The organism is Sphingomonas endophytica (assembly GCF_014199415.1).
GTDB classification, from domain to species: domain Bacteria; phylum Pseudomonadota; class Alphaproteobacteria; order Sphingomonadales; family Sphingomonadaceae; genus Sphingomonas; species Sphingomonas endophytica.
In genome coordinates this window covers 177,267-197,088 of the sequence record NZ_JACIJN010000003.1, presented here as the reverse complement: position 1 = coordinate 197,088, position 19,822 = coordinate 177,267, and the positions used below count along the sequence as shown (strand labels likewise).

The following is a 19,822-nucleotide window of genomic DNA, read 5'->3' as shown; positions in this document are numbered from 1 at the left end:
TTTCAGCAGGTGCCGCCGGTAAGCGTTACACGATGCCGCCGGTGTTCGACGGCGTCCTTCACGCGAGCGTCCGCCCGAACGATGGTGGGCGGTCGGCGGGCGCGCGCCCGAACGCCGGGTTCGGCGTCGCGCTCATCGTGAAGCGCAGCGTGCCGCCCTTCACCAGATCCGCGTGTGCGATCCAGCTTTTCGTCCACGGCCGCCCGTTCCACGTCACCGCGGTGACATAGGGCGTGATGGCGGTGTTGCCGGGCGCCTCGACGATCAGCTTCTTGCCGCCGGGCAACGCCAGCGTCGCGCGCTCGAACAGCGGCGAGCCGAACACATAGAGCGCCTCGACCGGATCGACCGGGTAGAAGCCGAGCGACGACATCACGAACCACGCGCTCATCTGCCCGCAATCGTCGTTGCCGATCACGCCGTCGGGATCGTTCTTGTACATCTCGGTGAGCAGCCGCCGCACCATCTTCTGCGTCTTCCAGGGCGCACCGACGAAGGCATAGAGATAGGCGACATGCTGGTCGGGCTCGTTGCCGTGCGCATATTGGCCGACCAGCCCGCTGATGTCGGGCGGGGCGTTCTTGGGCAGCGTCGACGGCGCGGTGAACAGCGCATCCAGCTTCGCCTCGAACTTCGCATCGCCGCCGATGTGCGCGATCAGGCCATAGACGTCGTGCTGGTTGAGGAAGGTCGCCTGCCAGCCGTTCGCCTCGGTATAGTCGCGCCACCACGGCTTGGGCATGTGGCCGAGCTGGATCGGATCGTAATCCTTCCACCACGAGCCATCAGCGAAGCGCGGGCGCGCGAAGCCGATCGACGCGTCGATGACGTTGCGCCAATTCCCCGAGCGCTTGAGCAGACGTTCCGCCTCCGCCTCGGCGCCCGCGACGCGCGCGAGCTTGGACGACGCCCAGTCGTCATAGGCATATTCCTGCGTGCGGCTGACGCTCTCGAACCATTTGTCGGCCGGGACATAACCCTTGGCGTCGTACAGGTCGCGGCCCTTGCTGTTGTCGAGATCGGGTGCGCTGAAGTCGAACGAGCGCTTGGCGATCGCGGGCCAGGCGGCGGCATAATCGGCGGGGATGCCCTTGGCGTGCGCCTCGGCGAGCACCGACACGCCGTGCCAGCCCATCATTGTGCCGGTCTCGACCCCCTGCAACGGCCAGACGAGCGGGCCGTAGGGGCTTTGCTGCGTCTGGCGGATCAGGTCGTCGACCAGCGACTTGGCGCGATCCGGCGCGACGATCGTCAGCAGCGGGTGGAGCGCGCGATAGGTGTCCCACAGCGAATAGGTCGAATAGGCGCGCTGCCCGGTGGGGACGGTGTGGACCTGCCGGTCGAGCCCGACGTAGCGGCCATCGACATCGGAGAAGAGCGTCGGCGCGACCATCGTGTGATAGAGCGCGCTCGCCATGATCGTGCGCTGGTCGGCGGTGCCGCCCTCGACGCTGACCGCGCCCAGCGTCCCGGCCCAGCGGCGCGCAGCGGCGCGGCGGATGGTGTCGAAATCGCCGCGCGCGGCCTCGGCCTGCAGGTTCGCGCGTGCGCCCGCGACGTCGACCGCCGAGATGCCGCAGCGGATCACGATCGGCGCCGCGCCGGCATCGTCGAAGAACAGCACCGCCTTGACGCGCTTGGCCGCCACGGAGGTCGCGCCCTTCGGCTGCTCGGCGTCATCGTCGCCGTAGAAGGCGACGCGGTCGGGCTTGCGCGAGAGCTGCATCGCGAAATGGATGCGGCGACCCTTCGCCCAGCGGTGGACGCGCCGGCTGCCGGTCAGCGTGCCATCGGCATGGAGCGTGAGGCTGCCGTCGTCGATCAGCGGCCCGCTGTCCCATTTGTCGAGGATCATGTGCGCCATGTCGATCAGGATGTGACCGGCGCCCTTCGGGAAGGTGTAGCGGTGCCAGCCGGTCCGCTCGGTCACGGTCAGCTCGGCGCGCACGCCGCTTTCCAGCGTCACGCGGTAATAGCCGGGCTCGGCATGTTCGTCCGAGTAACGCTGGCGATAGCCGGCGTCGGGGTTGTCGATCGGGCCGGGCTGGAGCTGCAAAGGGCCGCGTGTCGGGACGACCAGCACGTCGAGCATGTCGCCGATCCCGGTGCCCGACAGATGCGTGTGGCTGAACCCCATGATCGACCCGTCGCCATGGTGATAGCCGGAGCAGGTATCCCAACGCGCGACATCGGTGTCGGGCGACAGCTGCACCATCCCGAACGGCAGCGTCGCGCCGGGATAGGTGTGGCCGTCGCCGCCGGTGCCGACGAACAGATTGGGCGCGGCGCGGCGCGGGGTGGCGGCGAAGGACGGGAGCGGGGTGACCGCGACGGTGGCGGTGGTCGCGAGCAGGGCGCGGCGGGTGAGCATTACAGGGCTTCCTTGAGGATCGCAGGGTTCGTACGCGCGAGCCGCACGATCAGTTCGCCGAACAGGCCGTTCGCCCAGGCGAACCAGTGGCGCGTCCATTTGGTCGGATCGTTCATGTCGAACGTCTCGTGCATGAAGCCGGTGCCCGCATCGGTGTCGCGCAGGGTCTTCAAGCAGGTGCGGATCGTGGCCGCGTCAGTGGTGGAGAGCGCGCGGACGATCAGCGACATCGGCCAGATCTGCCCCAGCCCGACGTGCGGCCCGCCGATCCCTTCGCCCGCCGGACCGCGGAAGAAATAGGGATTGGCCTCGCTCCACGCCGCCGCCTCGGTCCGCCGCCACAAGGCGTCGTTGGGCGCGACGCAGCCGAGATAGCTGAGCCCCGACAGCGACGGGACATTGGCATCGTCCATGAACAAGGCGTTGCCGAAGCCGTCGACCTCGAACGCCCACACCTCACGCCCGTCGCGCAGCCGCATCGTGCCCCATTGCTTCAGCGCGGCCTCCACCTCGGCGGCGAGCGCGGTGGCGTCGCTGGCGAGCGCATCGTCGTGCGCGGCCTCGCTGGCGACGCGCGCCATCTCGCGCAGCGCGGTGACCGCGAACAGGTTCGACGGGATCAGGAACGGATATTGGCAGGCGTCATCGGACGGGCGGAAGCCCGACACGATCAACCCCACCGGCCGCACCGGATTGCCCCAGCCTTCCAGCGGCATCATCTCGGTGTTGCGGTTCGAGGTGCGCAGGAAACTGTACGGCCCGCGTCCGTCCTTGCGCTGCTGCTCGCGGAAGGTGCGGACGCTCGCGCGCGCCGCCGCGGCCCACGTCCCGTCGAACGGACGCGGGTCGCGCGTCGCCTGCCAGTAACCATGCGCCAGCCGCATCGGATAGCAGAGCGAGTCGATCTCCCACTTCCGCTCCGCGACGCCGGGCTTCATCTCGGTCTGATCCTTGAGCGACCACGACAAATCGGTCTTCGCCGACGGATCCTGCATGAAGGCGTTGGCATAGGGATCGATCAGGATCGAGCGCGCCTGTCGCGCGATCAGGCCGCGGAACAGCTCGCCGAGCTTCGGATCGTCCTTGACCAGATGCAGGTAGGGCGTGACCTGCGCCGAACTGTCACGCAGCCACAGCGCATTGATGTCGCCGGTGATGACGAAGGCGTCGGGCCGGCCGTCGACGTTGCCCATCTTCACGGTGGTGTCGAGCGTGTTCGGATAGCAATTTACGAACATCCAGCGCAGCTTCGGATCGGCGATCTGCTTCGAGACGCGCGCCAGCTCGCGCTCGACCGCGGGCGAGGTGAAGCGGCGGTCGGCGGGCGCGGGGCGCTTGCTGGCGAAGTCCGGCGCGGCGGCGAAGGCGGGGGTCGCGGCGAGCGCGGCGCTGCCGGCGAGGAAATGGCGGCGGGTGGGGGTCATGCGATAGTCCTTGCGTGCATCGTCATTGCGAGCACAGCGAAGCAATCCAGGGTCCAGCGCGCGACGCTCTGGATTGCTTCGCTGCGCTCGCAACGACGGAGGAGGGGAGGCGGAACGTCACCGCACCCACCGCCGTCACCCCGGCGAAGGCCGGGGTCCAGTGACGGAGCGCTGATGATGCCGTGCGGCGCCTCGTCACGACGATCTTCCCAGCCGGACCCCGGCCTTCGCCGGGATGATGGGGGAGGGGCAAGGCGAAGGGGACGATCACTTCGGCAGGTCCACGTCGGCGCCAGTCACCGTGAAGTCGGCCCACGCACCCGCGGCGCTGTCCGGCTGGCCGCCGCCGACCCACAGGCGATAGGCGCCGGGCATGATATGCCGCCGCCCGTCACGCTCGACGACGCTCATCATTCGCGGATCGATCGTGAAGCGCGCGGTGGCGCTCTTGCCCGCGCGCAACGGGACACGCTGGAAACCGACCAGCTGGCGTTGCAGCACCGGCGCGGTCATCCCGCCGCTCGCCACCTTGGGCGGGACGAGATAGGCCTGCACCACTTCCTCGCCGTCGCGCCGTCCGCTGTTGGTGACGCGCGCGGAGACGGTCAGCGGCTGCCCGCCGGCGACGCTCGCCGCGCCGGCGACCCGGTCATAGCCATAAGCGGTGTAGGACAGGCCGTGCCCGAACCCCCACAAGGGCGTGCCGGTGAAGTAACGGTACGTGCGCTCCTTCATGCCGTAATCGACAAAGGCAGGCAGGTCGGTGGTCGCCTTGTAGAAGGTCACCGGCAAGCGCCCCGACGGGTTGGTGGCGCCGGTCAGCACGTCGGCGAGCGCGGTGCCGCCGGCCTCGCCCGGATACCACAGCGCCAGCACCGCATCGGCCGCCTTCGGGTCGACCGCCACCGCGCTGCCGCTCGCCAGCACCAGCACGATCGGCTTGCCGGTCGCCTTCAGCGCGGCCAGCAGGCGTTGCTGCGCGAACGGCAGCGCGATGTCGCTGCGGTCGCCGCCGATGAAGCCGGGCACCTGCACCTGCAACGCCTCGCCTTCCAGATCGGGAGACAGGCCGCCGACCATCACCACGACGTCGGATGCATGCGCCGCCTTGACCGCCTCGGCGATCATCGGTTCCTCGGGCGGAAGCCACAGCAGGCGGAACGTCTCGTCGGGGCTGCTGTGGTTGAGCGTCAGGTCGAACGGCTGCGGCCGGCCGTCGCTGTCCCACGTGATCTCGACGCGGCCCTTGGCGATCGCGCCGTCGTGGAGCACGCGCCCGCCGACCGACAGCGTGGCGGTGTCGTGGGTCTTGCAATCCTTCCAGCATTGCGCCTGATCGAGCATCAGCCGGTACGCACCCGGCCCCGGCGGGGTCAGCGTCCCGGTCCAGCGCGCGACATAGCCCTGCACCGGCAGGCCGGGGGCGGGCGGTACGCGCGTCAAGTCGAGGTCGATGTGGCGCTCGGCGCGCTTCAGCACCTCGCGTCCCGCGACGCTGTAGCTGGCGGCCAGGTCCTTGAGCGCGGTTTCCGGGAGCACGACCGGCGCGCCGTCGGCGAGCACCGAGCCCTGCGCATAGACCACGTTCGCAAAGCGCTGGCGCAAGCCGGCGAGGGGCGTGACCGGCTGGACGGCGGTGCCGTGATAATTGCCCTGCAACACGCCGAGATCGTCGGCGTTCGCGCCGATCACCGCCAGCTTCGTGGTCGGCGCGAGCGGCAGCCGCTGGCCGTTGTTCTGAAGCAGCACGATTGCCTTGCGCGCCGCGTCCAGCGCGAGCGCGCGATCGGCGGCGGTGTTGACCGCATCGGGCTTGATCGACGCCCAGGGACTGGTCGCGCCGAAGGCGATCCCGAGCCGGCGACGCGCATCGAGCGAGCGGTGGAGCGCGGTGTCGACCTCGGCCACGCTGACCAGACCGCGCGCGACCGCCTGCGGAAGCGCCGAATAGGTATTGCCGCAATTCAGGTCGTTCCCGCCCTTGACCGCCGCCGCTGCCGCCGCGGCGGCGTCGAGCCGGTAATGGTGGAACATGTGGATGTTCGCGACCGCGTCGCAGTCGGACACGGTGAAGCCCGTGAACCCCCAGTCGCGCCGCACGCGATCGTTGAGCAAGGTGCCCGACGCGCACGCCGGGGTGCCGTGGATCGAATTATACGCGCACATCAGCGACTGCGCCTTGCCCTCGGTCACCGCCATGCGGAACGCCGGGAGATAGGTGGCCTCGAGATCCTGCGGGCTGGGGTCGACGTCGAAGCCGTCGCGGCCGGCCTCGGGGCCGCTGTGCACCGCGAGATGCTTGGGCGTGGCGATCACTTTGGGGTGGAGCGGGTCCGGCCCTTGCAGCCCGGTGACGAACGCCACCCCCAGCTTGCCGGTGAGATACGGGTCCTCGCCATAGGTTTCCTGCCCGCGGCCCCAGCGCGGATCGCGGAAGATGTTGATGTTGGGCGACCAGATCGTCAGCCCTTCGTAGATGCGGCGGTTCGCGCCCACGGGTTGCGCGTTGAACTTGGCGCGCGCCTCGGTGGCGACGACATCGCCGATGCTGTGGACCAGCGCGGTGTCCCAGGTCGCCGCCATCCCGATCGCCTGCGGGAAGACGGTCGCATGGCCGTTGCGCGCGAGCCCGTGCAGCCCCTCGTTCCACCAGTCATAGGCGGGCAGCCCGGCCTTGGCGTCGGCGGGCGCGGTGCTTTGCAACTGCGCGGCCTTTTCCTCGATCGTCATCGTCGCGATCGTCGTCGCGACAGGGTCGGCGGCGGCACTCGCCAATAGCAGCCAGATCATGGGCGTCCTCCCAGCGAGCGCAGCGTCAGCGCGCGCGTCAATTGTGCGGGCGTGGCGGTCGATTCCACGCGAATGGTCCGGCTTTCGCCGGGCGACAGGTCGAAGCCGTCGTCGGACGGCTGCGCCGGCGTCGCGCCGAAATCGAGCATCACCGCGCGCGCGAGCCGCGTGGCGGTGATCGTCACCGTCCGCCCGTCCCAGCGTGCCGACAGCCCCGGATCGGGCCAGTGGATGTCCTTCGGCAGCGCGCGCTCGACGAGGCGGCGATGCAGCAACCGGTCGCCGGCAAAGAGTTCGGCGACGCCATAGCTGTCCGCAGCGGCGACCGTGCCGAACAGCATGGCGTCCGACACCGACGCGATCTCGGCGGCGGCGAGCGGGGCGAGCGTCACGTCGCCGCCCTGTTCACCCAGCATCCGCCCGTCCATCGCATAGCCGCGCACTCGCCAGCGCGCCGCGATCGGCGTCGTCGCGTCGGAGACGAGCGCGACGCGGGTCGCGGCGTCCTGATGCTCGGTGACGATGACCTGATCCGCGAAGAAGCGCCGTGCGGCATAGTGGAGCAGCTTCCAGCGCCCGTCATAGTCGATGCTCGACCACGAGATAGCGGGCCACGTATCATTCAGCTGCCAGTAGAGCGAGCCCATCGTCACCGGGCGGCAGGCGCGATGATGCAGCGCCGCCAGCTCGATCGCCTGCGCCTGATTGACTTGGCTTAGGTACACGTAATCCGCCAGACCCTTGGGCTCGCCGAGCCGCTCGCGGATGTAGAACAGCAGCCGGTCGTTGCCCTCGCCGGCCAAAAACTTCTGATGCGCCTTCATGACCGGATCGGTGGGGGATACGTTCAGCGTCCCCGAAAAACCCTTGATCGTCGCAAGGTCGGGCATCGCCTGAAAGCCGAATTCCGACATGAAGCGCGGGCAGCTGTTCAGGTAGTTGGCGACCGGCTTCGACCCGGACCACACATCCCAGAAATGGCGGTCGCCCGCGGCATCGGTATCCACCGGGCCTTCGTAGTCGGTCGAGGGTGAACCGGGCCAGTACGGCACCGCCGGATCGAAGTCGCGCACCGCCTGCCGCAGCACGCGGTCGAACAGCACCGCCATGCCGGTGCCGATCCGCTCCTGCTCGTCCGCGCCGACCGCTTTCTTGAACGCCTTGCGATCGGACCAGTTTTCCCAGCCCGACAGCACCTCGTTGCCGCCCGCCCACAGCACGATCGACGGGTGACCGGCGACGCGCGCGACCTGTTGCTCGGCCTCGATGCGGACATTCTCGCGGAACGCCGCGTCGGGCGGGGTTACCGCGCCGCCGAACATGAAGTCCGACCAGATCATCAGCCCGAGTTCGTCGGCCGCGTCGAAGAACGCATCGGGCAGGTAGTAACCGCCGCCCCAGATGCGGATCATGTTCATATTGGCCGACTTCGCATCGGCCAGCAGCCCGTGCATCTTCGCGGCCGTGACGCGCGCGGGGAAGTTGTCGAACGGAATCAGGTTCGCGCCCTTGGCGAAGATCGGCGTGCCGTTGACCTTGAACCCGAAGGCACCGTCACCGCGGATCAGCTCGACCGTGCGCAGCCCGATGCGGCGTTCGGCGCGATCGCTCTCCACGCCGCCTTCGACAAGCGCGCCCGCCACTCGGTAGAGCGGTTGCGCGCCATAGCCGACCGGCTGCCAGCGCTGCGGCTGCGCGATCGTCAGCGGCACGGTGACGTGATTGTTGCCCGCCGCCAGCGTGACCTGCTGTTCGGCGGTGACGATCTTGCCGTCCGGGCCGGTGACCGTCGCGCGGACGAGCGCCGGGCCGGCGCGATCGGCGAAGATGGCGAAGTTTGCGCCCAGGCGGGCTTCGGCATCGTTCAGGGCGACCTGCCGAACCAGCATCCGCTCCAGCCGGGCGTCGTCCCACGCTTCCAGACGCATCGCCTGAGTGGGTCCGATGTTGACGATGCGGGGGCCCCAGTCCCAGCTCCAGTCATATTTGGGTTTGCGGATGTAGGGCGATGTTTGCTTTCCCTTCGGCTCGTCGCCGAACGCGGAATCGTACTCGCCGGGCAGCGGGTGCGGATCGGCCAGCACCTTCGGCTGCATCGTCCTGATCGGCGACGCGAAGGTGAGGGTGATCGTGTTGTCGCCGGCCTCAAGCCAGCGCCTGGCGTCGACGCGCCATTGGCGGTGCGCGTTGTCGGTGGTCAGCACTTGCTGTCCGTTGACCGCAACGGTCGCGAAGGTGTCGAGCGCGTCGAAGACGAGGTCGAGATGGTCGCGCGCGAGTTGCGCCGCGGTCAGCCGGAGCGTGCGCTGAAATTGCCAGCCGGTCAGCCCGGCCCATTGGATCGCCGCCTCGTTGGTGCCCTTGAACGGATCGGGCACCTGCCGGGTCGCGATCAGCGCCTGTTGCACGCTGCCGGGCACCGTCGCCGCGAACCATCTGGCGGCGCGCGGATGCGCCTTGGCCGCAGCGACATCCTGCGGGTCGATGCGGACCTGCCAATCCTGATCGAGCGGGGTCACCGTCTTCGGTGCCGCCACCGCCGCCGTCGAGGCGAGCAGCAACGGCACGGCCAGCCACCGCATCAACGGCGCTCCGTCAACTGAACGCTGGCGACGGCGTAATACGGGTCGCTGACCGGCGAGGTGAACTGAAAACAAATATCCTGATCCCCGGTCGTTTTCGGCAGCGTGCCTTCGAAGGTGAAGCGTTGCGGCGCGCTGGCCGGATCGGGCAGCGGAAACGCCCCGATCGCGACCGGCTTTGCGGTCTTGTCGCCGGCGTCCTGCGCTTTGGTCGCCGCCGCACAGCCGAACTGGACCAGCAACTCGCCATGCGGCGACACCGCATAATGCTGGCGTAGCTTGCCGCCGTCATGCCCGAGCGCCCAGTTGCGCGCCAGCCGCACCACCTCGACCCGGTACCCGCCTGCGACGTCGAGCGGCGCGGCTGGATAGACCGCGCAGGTGTTGAACAGGTTGAGGTTGAACGCCGGCGACGCCTCAGGCGCGTCCGGGGTCAGCGGCACACGCAGCCCGAACGGCCCGGTCCCGCACGGCGCAAGATCGTTGCTGCCGCGCCGGAGCAGCGCGGCGCGCGCGGTGTCGAACTGGCGCACCGCGGCGGTCGGCAGCCCGGCAGCGTCGAAGGCGGCGGCGCGCACCGTCACACCCGGTGTCAGCGACAGCGGCGCGCGATAGGCGCGCGACCGCGCTGTCGGCACGCTGCCGTCGGTGGTGTAGCGGATCGTACCGTATCCCGCCTGCGTGGCGAGCGTCAGCGGGACGCGGTTCGCGCGCAGCGCCGCCCCGCGCGTGCCGGTCACGGCGAAGTCGACCGCGAACGCGCTGTCGGCGACGGTGACGCCGCCGTTCGTCCAGCGCGCCGCCTGGCGTTGCACGCGCGGCAGGAAGCCGGCGAGGTCGCGCCGGTCCTTCGCCGACCAGGTGATCTCGGCGATTGCCGCCGCGCGCGGGAACAGGTGGAACTCCACCTCCGCGGGCGTGACCATATATTCGCTCCACGCATTGCCCTGCGCGCCGAGCACATGATGCGCACGGTCGGCGGGGATACCGGCGGGCATCGGATCATAAGCGTAGACGTCGACCAGCGAGCTGACGACATTCTGCCCCGGCACCTCGGTGGGCAGGTTGCTCTGCACGCGATCGAGGTACAGCGGCGTCCCCGGCGACAGCACCACGTCATGGCCCAGATTGGCGGCGGCGACCGCGCCCTGCTCGCCGCGCCACGACATCACCGATGCCGAGGCGGGCAGCCCGCCCTCGAGGATCTCGTCCCAGCCGATCAGCCGGCGGCCCTTGCTCTGGAGGTAGGTGCCGAACTGGTCGATCATCCAGCTTTGCAGCGCATCCTCGTCCTTGAGGCCGAGCGCCTTGATCTGCGCCTGCACCACCGGGCTGCGCTGCCACTGGTCCTTGAGCGCCTCGTCGCCGCCGAGATGGACGTAGGTGCCGGGGAAGACATCGGTCAGCTCGTCGAGCACTTCCTTGACGAACGCGATGCCCTTCGGCCCCGGGTTGAACAGGTAAGGCTCGATCCCCCAGCGGTTGCCGACCGGCGGACGGTCGCCGAGGATCCCCAGCTCGGGATAGGTCGCGACCAGGGCGGTGGCATGGCCGGGAAGGTCGATCTCGGGGACGATCGTGATCCCGCGTTCGCCGGCATAGGCGACGAGCGCGCGCAATTCGTCCTGCGTGTAGAAACCGCCGACCCGCGTCGTCGGCGCGGGACCGCCGGTCGAGGGCGGGGTGCGCCATGCGCCGGTCTCGGTCAGCTTGGGATAGCGCTTCACCTCGAACCGCCAGCCCTGATCGTCGGTCAGGTGCAGGTGCAGCGTGTTGAGCTTCACCGCCGCCATCTGGTCGACGACCCGCCGCAGGTCGGGCATCGGCAGGAAATGCCGCGCCGGGTCGATCATCAACCCGCGCCAGCCGAAGCGCGGCGCATCGTCGATCGTCATCGCCGCGACTTGCACCGGCTGGCCGGTGCGCGCGTCGGGGCTGAGCAATTGCACGAGCGTCATCGCGCCGTGGACGAAGCCGGCGGGGGTGTTCGCGCGGATCCGGATGCCGTCACGCGCGGCGATCAGCCGATAGGCTTCGGCGCCGGTGATGCCCGCATCCTGCTCGAAGCGGATCCGCGCCGCGGCATCGGTGACGGTGAGGCGCAGCCCGCGCGCGGTGCGGACATGTTCGACGAGCAGCCGCGCGGCGGCCGTGGCGGGGGCGGGAGCGCTGACGGTCGCGCCGTCGGCGATGGTCACGCTGCCCGCGCCGGGCACCAGCTTCTGCGGCAGCGGCAACAGTGACTGCGCGGCGCCGGGCGTCGCGAGGCAAGTCATTGAAATGGCCGCAATCGCGGTCGCGCAGGGACGGCGCATCGCTGCTCCTTGGTTCTGTTTTGGTATTGAGGCCATCATGCCGACCGCAGCCGCGCGCGTCCATGCCGCGGGCAAAAAAAATGGGCCTCCGCGGTTGCGGAGGCCCAGGGCAGGAAACGATCTAAGTTGCTGAGGTTACAGGCGGAACGTCACGCTGCCTACGAAGGTCCGACCGTTTTTGTAGAAGGCCGACGGACGGTCGGGCGTGCCGCTGTACTGGAGATAGGTTTCGTCCAGCAGGTTCTGCGCATTGACGGTCAGCGAGATGTTCTTGGTCAGCGCCAGCGAGGCGGAGGCGTCGAGCTGGTTGTACGGCGCCACCATCTCGAACGAGTTAAGCCGGCCGATCGAACGGAAATAGGCCGAGCGATAGTTATAGCTGACGCGCGCCTGGAACGGACCCTTCTCGAAATAGGGGATCACGTTGACGGTGTGCTTCGACAGGTACGGCAGGTTCAGCGCACCCTCGATGCCCGGGATCACCGAGGTCGAGCTGTCCTGATAGGCATAGTTCGCCTGGATGCCGAACCCGCCCCAGATCTCGGCCTGACCGTTGACCAGCACGCCGTTGACCTTCGCCTTGCCGGCATTGATCGGGCTGTTGACGCGATAGGTGTTGACCACCCGGCCCTCGAGCGAATTGTAGAAGCTCTGACCGGTCTGCGTCGTGGTGATGATGTAGTTGCTGATCTCGCGACGGTAGAGTTCGACCGACAGCAGCGCGCCGGCCCGCGGATAGAATTCGGCGGTGATTTCGTAATTGGTCGACTCGTACGGCTTCAGGTTCGGATTGCCGCCGCCGGCATCCAGCGTGACGTCGTTCTGCGAGATCGACGCCGCCAGATCCTGATAGCGCGGACGCGAGATCACCTTGGCGGCCGCGCCGCGCACGATGAACTGCGGCGAGACCTCGTAAGCGACGTTCAGCGCCGGCAGGAACTTCAGATAATCGGTCGAGGTGCTGGTCGGCACCGGCGTCGGGTTCTGGTTGGTCTCGGTCGGCAGCGACAGCGCGTAATAGGAGGCGTCATGGGTGTAGACCAGACGACCGCCGAGGTTGCCGCGCAGCCCGCCCTGATCGAAATTGACCTGGACGTAGCTCGCCGCGGTCCGCTCCTCGACGCGCGTCGAGGCACCGACCTTGTAGAACAGCGGGGTGTTGATGCTGTTGGCAAGGATATCGATCACCGCCTCGCGCGGCAGGTTGAGATACTTGGTCGCGGTGCCCGAGCCACCCGAGCCGTCGAAGATGCCGTCCGGCGTGGTCAGCGTGGTGACGCCGAGCTGCGAGCCGTCCTTCGACGTGGTCAGATAGCTGTTGATGCCGCGCGCATCGATCTTGTTGACGTGATCGGTGATCCGCGCGCCGATCAGCAACTGCTTGAAGAAGCCGTCGCCGAGCGGGAGCACCGCGTCGAACCCGCCGAAGGCGTCGCGATCGGTGGTGACGCTGTAATCCTGCCCGCCGATCTGCGCCGCGTTGAGCTGCGTGCCGTTGACGAGGAACGGACGGCCCTCGATCGTGACCAGGTTGTTGCTCGGGTTGGTGAAGTAATTCGCCGGGTTGGTCAGATCGCCGGTGAAGTTCACCTCCGCGGTCGTCGGCGAGATCGCGTAGCTGAACGGCAGCTTGGTCTGGACGTTGAACAGATATTCGGGGTTGCGGCCGCCGGTCGCCTTGCTCCAGCCGCCGACGAACGACACCTTGGCGCCGTCGTCGCCTTCCCAGTCGGCGAAGAAGTTGAGGTTGTCGGTCTTGAGCTTGGTCGAGCGCACCAGCGTGTCGAGCTGCGCGTTGCGCTGGCTGGTCGCCGCGCCGAAGCTGGCGTTGGTGACGACGCCGTTCGAGATCGTCGCCGATTGCAGGTCCGCGCCGCTCCATGCGCCCGGGATGGTGTACATCGACTGGCTGTAGTTGTTGTAATTGCCGTCGATGTGCAGGCCGTTCAACGTCAGCGTCAGGTTGCTGGCCGGACGATACTGGACGGTGCCCGACACGCTGGTGCGCTCGCGCTGCTGCTGGAAATAGGCGTAGTTGATCCCGAACGGCAGCGTTGCCGCGGCAAGATCGTTGCGCGTACCGCCGGTGACGGTCGCGTTCGGGTTCTTCAGCACCGCCTGCCCGCTCGCATCGCGAACGAGATTGAGGTTGCCATTGGCGTCGCGGGTCGGATCGCCCTTGGCGTCATTGATCGTCTGGAACAAGCGTCCGTCAGCCTGTTCGTAGCCGAAGAACTCGACGCCGGCGCGGACCAGCTGCTGCTTGTCATAGGTGGCGGCGACGAGGAAGCCGAACGTCTCGTCCTGGTTCTTCCAGCTGTACAGGCCCGAGCCGCGAACGCTGCCCTTCTCCGAACGGTCGTTGTAGGTGTAGCCGCCCGACGCGAACAGCGAGTTGGCGTCCAGCTCCAGCGGGCGGCGCGTGCGCACGATCACCGTGCCGCCGAGGCTGCCGTCCTCGAGCCGCGCCTCGGGCGACTTGTAGACTTCGAGCCGGTCGACCAGCTCGGGCGCGAGCAGCGAATAGTTGAAGGTCCGGCTCGACGGATCGTTGTCGTTGCCGCCCCAGTCGGCCGAGGCCAGCGCGTGGCCGTCGAGCAGCATGCGGTTGAGCGCCGGATCGGTGCCGAGGATCGCGACCTTCTCGCCCTCGCCGAAGCGGCGGTCGATCGACACGCCGGGGATGTGCGCGAGCGACTCGGCGACGTTGCGATCGGGGAACTTGCCGATGTCTTCCGCCGAGATTGCGTCGACCACGGCGTTGGCGTTGCGCTTCAGCTCGATCGCCTGACGAAGGCTGCCGGCATAGCCGGTGACGACGATGTCCTCGCCGACCGTCCCGTCAGCCTGGGTGCTATCCGGGGCGGTGCTCGACGGCGGCGTGGCGGGTGCCTGTTGCGCCTGCGCGCTGGTGGCGGCGAAACCGATCATGGCGGTGGAAACCAGCATCATCTGGCGCAAGCGCATAACTGAACCCCCTCATATGCCCGTACGCGCGGGCGTCGTGAAAACGCATCTCGAACCAGATGCTTGTCGAAGAGGTCAGCATCGGTTCTGGACTGGTCTTATAACCAATTTGGATTAGCTCCGACATACCCGGTTACAAAAATGTTTCATGCGCAAAAGGGTTTTTTAACTTTTCCTGCCCGGGTGTGGTTTTTGAGCGACATAGGCCGTGCAGCACAGGCGCGGCGTCGCCGGACTGGTATCAACGGGGCAGACCACGGGCTTGCACCGCGACAGGCTTGGGCTACGGTTACGTCAAAGTGATAAGTTCGCGTGCGCGCGGCGACAGGAAGGAATGCGGATGGCCTTTTCGGACGAGGTGGGACGGTTTCGGGAGGGCAATGCCGCACCGCTCTACCTCCAGCTGCAACAGGTGATCCGCGAGGCGATCGACGGCGGCATTCTCAACCAGGGCGACGCGATCCCCGCCGAGCGCGATCTGGCGGTCGAATATGACGTGTCGCGGATCACGGTGCGCAAGGCGATCGGCGGGCTGGTCGAGGACGGTCTGCTGACGCGGCGGCGCGGGGCGGGGACGTTCGTCGCCGGACGGGTCGAGAAGAGCTTCTCCAAATTGTCGTCCTTCTCCGAGGACATGGCCGCACGCGGCAAGACCGCGTCGAGCAGCTGGATCAGCCGCGTCGCCAGCACCGTGAACCCCGAGGAGAGCATGGCGCTGGGGCTGTCGCCAGGCGCGCCGGTGTTCCGCTTCCAGCGCATCCGCCACGCCGACAACGAGCCGATGGCGCTCGAATTGTCGGCGATCGCGGGCTATTGCCTCCCGTCGGTCGAGGCGGTCGAGGACTCGCTGTACAGCGCGCTCGACAAGGCCGGCAGCCGCCCGGTGCGCGCGCTCCAGCGGCTGCGCGCGGTGCCGTTCGGGCCGGACCATGCCAAGATGCTGGGGGTCGATGCCGGCCACGCCGGGCTGCTGATCGAGCGCCGCGGCTTCCGTCGCGACGGGCGCGCGGTGGAGTTCACGCGCTCCTATTACCGCGGCGACGCCTATGACTTCGTCGCGGAACTGTCGGACCTCTGACCTCAAGTCGTCCCGGACCCTTCGACAGGCTCAGGAGAGCCTTGATCCGGGACCCCGCTTCATCGCGACGGCAGCGCCAAGAGCGGGACCCCGGGTCACGTCCGGGGAATCGGCTATCGGGTCAGCGCCGCTGCATCCGCCACGAGCAGGTGCAGCGTGCCGTCCGCCGGCCGCGCCACTGCGCGGACGCCGAGTGCGCGCAACGCCGCCTCGTCGACCGATGCCGCCGCGAGCGTCACTCGCACGCGTCCCGGATGGACGCTTGCCGCGCGCACGTTCGCCGCGCCGCCCAGTGCCGCCAACGCCGGCCCCGACAGCACCACCGGCGCGTCGGCGGTGTCATCGACGACGTTCACTGCCGCGACCGTCACCCCGCCCGCCGCGAGCGCATCGCGGATCTCGACTGCGACGACATCGGCGATCGGCCCGAGCACGACCTGCAATGCGGTCGGTGACGGCCGGATCAGCCCGCGCGCACCGAGCGCCTTGAGCGCGGCATCGTCGACCGCCTGCTGGTCGCGGACGTTGAGCCGCAGCCGTGTCGTGCACGCGCCGACCTCGGTGAGGTTGGCGGCGCCACCCAGCGCGCGCGCATAGGCCGCGCCGCGCTCGCCCGCCGCCACCGGCACCGCCGCCGCGGCATCGCCGTCGAGCGGCTCGCGTCCCGGCGTCTTGAGGTCGAAGCGCGCGATGAAGAAGCGAAACAGCCCGTAATAGAGCGCGAAATACACCGCACCGACCGGGAGCAGCAGCAGCGGCCGCGTCGCGAGCCGGAAGTTCAGGACATAATCGAGCAGCCCCGCCGAGAAGCCGAAGCCGAGCTTCACCCCCAGCGCGTCCATCAGCGCCATCGACACGCCGGTCAGCACCGCATGGACCGCGTAGAGGATCGGCGCGAGGAACATGAAGCTGAATTCGATCGGCTCGGTCACGCCGGTCAGCATCGAGGTGAGCGCGAGGCTGAACAGCATCCCGCCGATCGCCTTGCGCCGCTCCGGCAGCGCGGCATGGTACATTGCGAGGCAGGCGGCAGGCAGGCCGAACATCATGACCGGGAAGAAGCCCGCCATGAACGCGCCCGCGGTGGGATCGCCCGCGAAGAAGCGCCGCAGGTCGCCGGTGCTGCCGTGATAGTCGCCCATCACGAACCAGACGATGTTGTTGAGCAGATGGTGCAGCCCAGTGACGAGCAGCAGCCGGTTGAGCAGCCCGAACAGGAACAGCCCCGCGCCCCCCGAGGCGGCGATGCCGTAGCTGAGATGGTCGATCCCGCTGGCGATCGCTGCGAAGCCGGTGCCGATGACGAGGGCGAGCACGAGGCCGGCCAGTCCGCTGACGATCGGCACGAACCGCCGCCCACCGAAGAAGGCGAGATATTCGGGCAGCGCGATCGTCGAGAAGCGGTTGTAGAAGAGCCCGCCGACCAGCCCGGAGATGATCCCCGCGGGCACGTCGAGCCGCGCGATCGCCTTCGCCTTCCACGCCGCAATCGCCAGATCGACCGACGGGCCGGTCAGTCCGGCGGTGACCTCGGGTGGTACCGACAGCAGCACCTTGGCCGCCTCGGTCGCGACGAGGAAGCAGACCACGCCCGCCAGACACGCCGCGCCATTGCCGTCGCGCGCGAAGCCGGTCGCGACGCCAATCGCGAACAACAGCCCGAGATGCGAGAAGATCGCGTCACCCGCCGCGCTGACGAACGCGATATCGAGCAGGTCGGGCTGGCCGAGCCGCAGCAGCAGCCCGGCGATCGGCAACACCGCGATCGGCAGCATCAAGGCGCGGCCGAGCGGCTGTAGCGTGCCGAGGATCGACTTCATCGCGCAAACTCCCGTGCGAGGCGGCGGACAGCGGCGGCGTCCGGGCAGGCGAGCGCCGCGCGCGCATGGTCGCGCGCCGCCGTGAGGTCGAGATCGCGCACCAGCGCCTTGATCTCCGGCACCGCGGCGGGCGCGACCGACAATTCGGTGACGCCGAGCCCGAGCAGGATCGGCACGGCGAGCGGATCGGAGGCGAGGCTGCCGCACACGCCGGTCCAGCGGTGGCGCAGCGCGCCGCCGCGCACCGTCTCGCCGATCAGCCGCAGCACCGCCGGGTGCAGCCCGTCGAGCGCGCCGGCGACCGCGGCATTCCCGCGGTCCATCGCCAACGTATATTGCGTCAGGTCGTTGGTGCCGATCGACAGGAAGTCGGCCTCGGCGGCGAGCAGATCGGCGCCGATCGCGGCGGCGGGAGTCTCGACCATCACGCCCAGTTCGACGTCGCGCGCGCCGTCGGTCAGCCGGTCGAGCACCGCGCGAACCTTGAGCAATTCGTCGACGCCCGCGATCATCGGCACCATGATCCGGCAGCGCCCGCGCGGGCGGACCGCGAGGATCGCCCTGAGCTGGTCTTCGAGAATGTGCGGATGCGCGAGCACGACGCGGACGCCGCGCAGGCCGAGCGCGGGGTTTTCCTCGCCCTCGATCGGCAGATAGGGCGCGGGCTTGTCGCCGCCGATGTCGAGCAGTCGGACGATCAGCGGCCGTCCGTCGAGCGCGTCGACCACCGCCTGATAATCGGCGGTCTGTTCGGCGACATCGGGGGCGGTGTCGCGGTCGAGGAACAGCAATTCGGTGCGGAGCAGCCCGCAGCCCTCCGCGCCGTTGTGGACGGCGAATTCGGCGTCGGCGGCGGAGCCGCAATTGGCGAACAGTTCGATCCGCGTGCCATCGGCGGTGCGGCATTCCTCCCCCGCGCGGGCGAGCGCATCGGCGCGTCGCGTCGCGGCGGCGGCGACGCGGGCCTGCGCGTCGGCGAGCAGTTCGGGCGACGGGGCAGGGTGGAGCCAGCCGGCGCCGGCGTCGAGCACCACCGTCGTTCCCTCCGACACCGCGCGCAATGCGCTGCCGAGCGCGACCAGCGTCGGCACGCCGCGCGCGGCGGCGAGGATCGAGACGTGCGACGTCGGCCCGCCATGTTCGATCGCCAGCCCGGCGACCCGGTCGAGATCGAGCGCCATGAACTGCGACGGCAACAGATCGTCGGCGAGCAGGATCGCGCCGTCGGGCAGCGTCACCGCTTCCTCTTCGGCCCCGACCAGCCGTGCGATCAGCTGCCGTTCGAGATCGAGCATGTCGTCGGCGCGTTCGGCGAGCCGCGGGTCGCCACCGGCGCGCAGGGCGTCGGCCTGCGGGCGGATCGCCTCGCGCCAGGCGTGCGCCGCGCTGCTGCCGCGCGTGATCGCCATCAGCGTGTTCGCGATCAGCTTGGGGTCGTCGAGGATCGCGGCATGCGCCTCGAGGATCGCGCGCGCACCGGCGGGTCCGGTGGCGGCGCGCCCGGTCAGTTCGGCGATCAAGCCGGTGCGTGCGGTCTCGAACGCCGCTTCCTCGGCCGCGACGCCGTTGCCGCTGGCGGCGACGGTCAGATCGGTCACCTGCCAGCGGAATGCCGGTCCGATCGCGAGCCCCGGCGCGGCGGTGACGCCGGCGATTGCGCCCTCTGGCACGTCGCGTGGCGCGGGCGGGGCAGGGCGGGCCGGCGTGGGCGCGGCGTCTTCCTTGATGCCGTGCAGGATCAGTTCGGCGACCGCCTCGACCGCCGCGTCGGCCTGTGCGCCGGTCGCGGCGATCGTGACGCGGTCGTTGTGCGCGACGATCAGCGACAGCAGACCGATCGGGCTGGTCGCGCCGACCGGCTCGCCGTCCTTCGCCAGCGTCACCACCGCGTCGAAGCCACGCGCCACCTCGGCGATCCGCGCGGCGGGGCGGGCGTGGATGCCGTGCGGCAGCGGCACGACGATCGTGCGTGTCGCCGACGGACCGTCACCTGCCGCCCGCTGCGCCTGCGCATCGTGCGCGGTCAGCGTCATCACGGCATCGCCGCGAGCGACGATCGCGCCGGTCGCACGATGCGCGATCGTGAAGCGATCACCGTTGGTGACGACGATCGGCGTCACCGCCGCGCGCGCGTCGCGAACGATCCGATCGAGGTCGAAGCGGATCAGCGGCTGCCCGCGCGTCACCGCGTCACCGGCCGCGACCAGCGTCTCGAATCCTTCGCCCTTTAGCCCGACCGTATCGAGCCCGATGTGGATCAGCAGTTCCGCGCCTTCGCCGGTGCGCAGCGTGATCGCATGGCCGGTCGGCTGCACCGTGACCACCTGCGCATCGCACGGCGCGACCAGCGTATCGCCGGTCGGGTCGATCGCCACGCCGTCGCCCAGCATCCGCTCCGCGAACACCGCATCGGGTACCTCGTCGAGCGCGCAGGCCCAGCCGTCGAGCGGTGCGTAGAGCGAGAGGGAAGCCATG

At 69.0% G+C, this 19,822-nt stretch carries 9 protein-coding genes; 1 reads left to right on the top strand and 8 read right to left on the bottom strand.

Annotation, left to right across the window (positions count from 1 at the left end; genetic code table 11):
• Window positions 1-58: 58 nt before the first annotated feature.
• The 6 genes from FHS97_RS06150 to FHS97_RS06125 form a co-directional block, all read right to left on the bottom strand.
• A complete protein-coding gene (locus FHS97_RS06150) occupies window positions 59-2,371 on the bottom strand; it encodes a GH92 family glycosyl hydrolase (protein WP_184034630.1) in 2,313 nt (770 codons plus the stop codon).
• The gene (locus tag FHS97_RS06145) at window positions 2,371-3,795 is read right to left on the bottom strand and encodes a glycoside hydrolase family 125 protein (protein WP_184034627.1); all 1,425 of its coding nucleotides are present in this window, start codon (window positions 3,793-3,795) and stop codon (window positions 2,371-2,373) included. Before FHS97_RS06145 ends, FHS97_RS06150 begins: the two co-directional genes overlap by 1 nt.
• A 267-nt stretch (window positions 3,796-4,062) precedes the next feature.
• Window positions 4,063-6,585 carry a glycoside hydrolase family 3 C-terminal domain-containing protein gene (locus FHS97_RS06140; RefSeq protein WP_184034625.1) on the bottom strand — a complete coding sequence of 841 codons (2,523 nt, stop codon included), beginning with the start codon at window positions 6,583-6,585 and terminating at the stop codon, window positions 4,063-4,065.
• Entirely contained in the window at window positions 6,582-9,167 is a 2,586-nt protein-coding gene (locus FHS97_RS06135) for a beta-mannosidase (RefSeq protein WP_184034622.1), read from the bottom strand. The genes FHS97_RS06140 and FHS97_RS06135 overlap by 4 nt, the downstream gene beginning before the upstream one ends.
• Window positions 9,167-11,482, bottom strand: a complete 2,316-nt coding sequence (locus tag FHS97_RS06130; RefSeq protein ID WP_184034619.1) for a beta-N-acetylhexosaminidase — start codon at window positions 11,480-11,482, stop codon at window positions 9,167-9,169. Before FHS97_RS06130 ends, FHS97_RS06135 begins: the two co-directional genes overlap by 1 nt.
• A gap of 135 nt (window positions 11,483-11,617) precedes the next feature.
• Window positions 11,618-14,449, bottom strand: coding sequence for a TonB-dependent receptor (locus FHS97_RS06125; RefSeq protein ID WP_184034615.1), 2,832 nt, complete (start codon window positions 14,447-14,449; stop codon window positions 11,618-11,620).
• A gap of 340 nt (window positions 14,450-14,789) precedes the next feature.
• Between FHS97_RS06125 and FHS97_RS06120 the strand changes: the two genes are divergently transcribed.
• Window positions 14,790-15,527 carry a GntR family transcriptional regulator gene (locus FHS97_RS06120; protein WP_184034612.1) on the top strand — a complete coding sequence of 246 codons (738 nt, stop codon included), beginning with the start codon at window positions 14,790-14,792 and terminating at the stop codon, window positions 15,525-15,527.
• A gap of 113 nt (window positions 15,528-15,640) precedes the next feature.
• On the opposite strand, the gene nagE is transcribed toward FHS97_RS06120, so the two are convergent.
• Together nagE and ptsP are read right to left on the bottom strand one after the other, a co-directional pair.
• Complete coding sequence (nagE, locus tag FHS97_RS06115; protein WP_184034609.1) at window positions 15,641-17,347, bottom strand: N-acetylglucosamine-specific PTS transporter subunit IIBC; 1,707 nt, start codon at window positions 17,345-17,347, stop codon at window positions 15,641-15,643.
• The gene (ptsP, locus tag FHS97_RS06110) at window positions 17,344-19,821 is read right to left on the bottom strand and encodes a phosphoenolpyruvate--protein phosphotransferase (RefSeq protein WP_184034606.1); all 2,478 of its coding nucleotides are present in this window, start codon (window positions 19,819-19,821) and stop codon (window positions 17,344-17,346) included. Before ptsP ends, nagE begins: the two co-directional genes overlap by 4 nt.
• Window position 19,822: the final 1 nt, after the last annotated feature.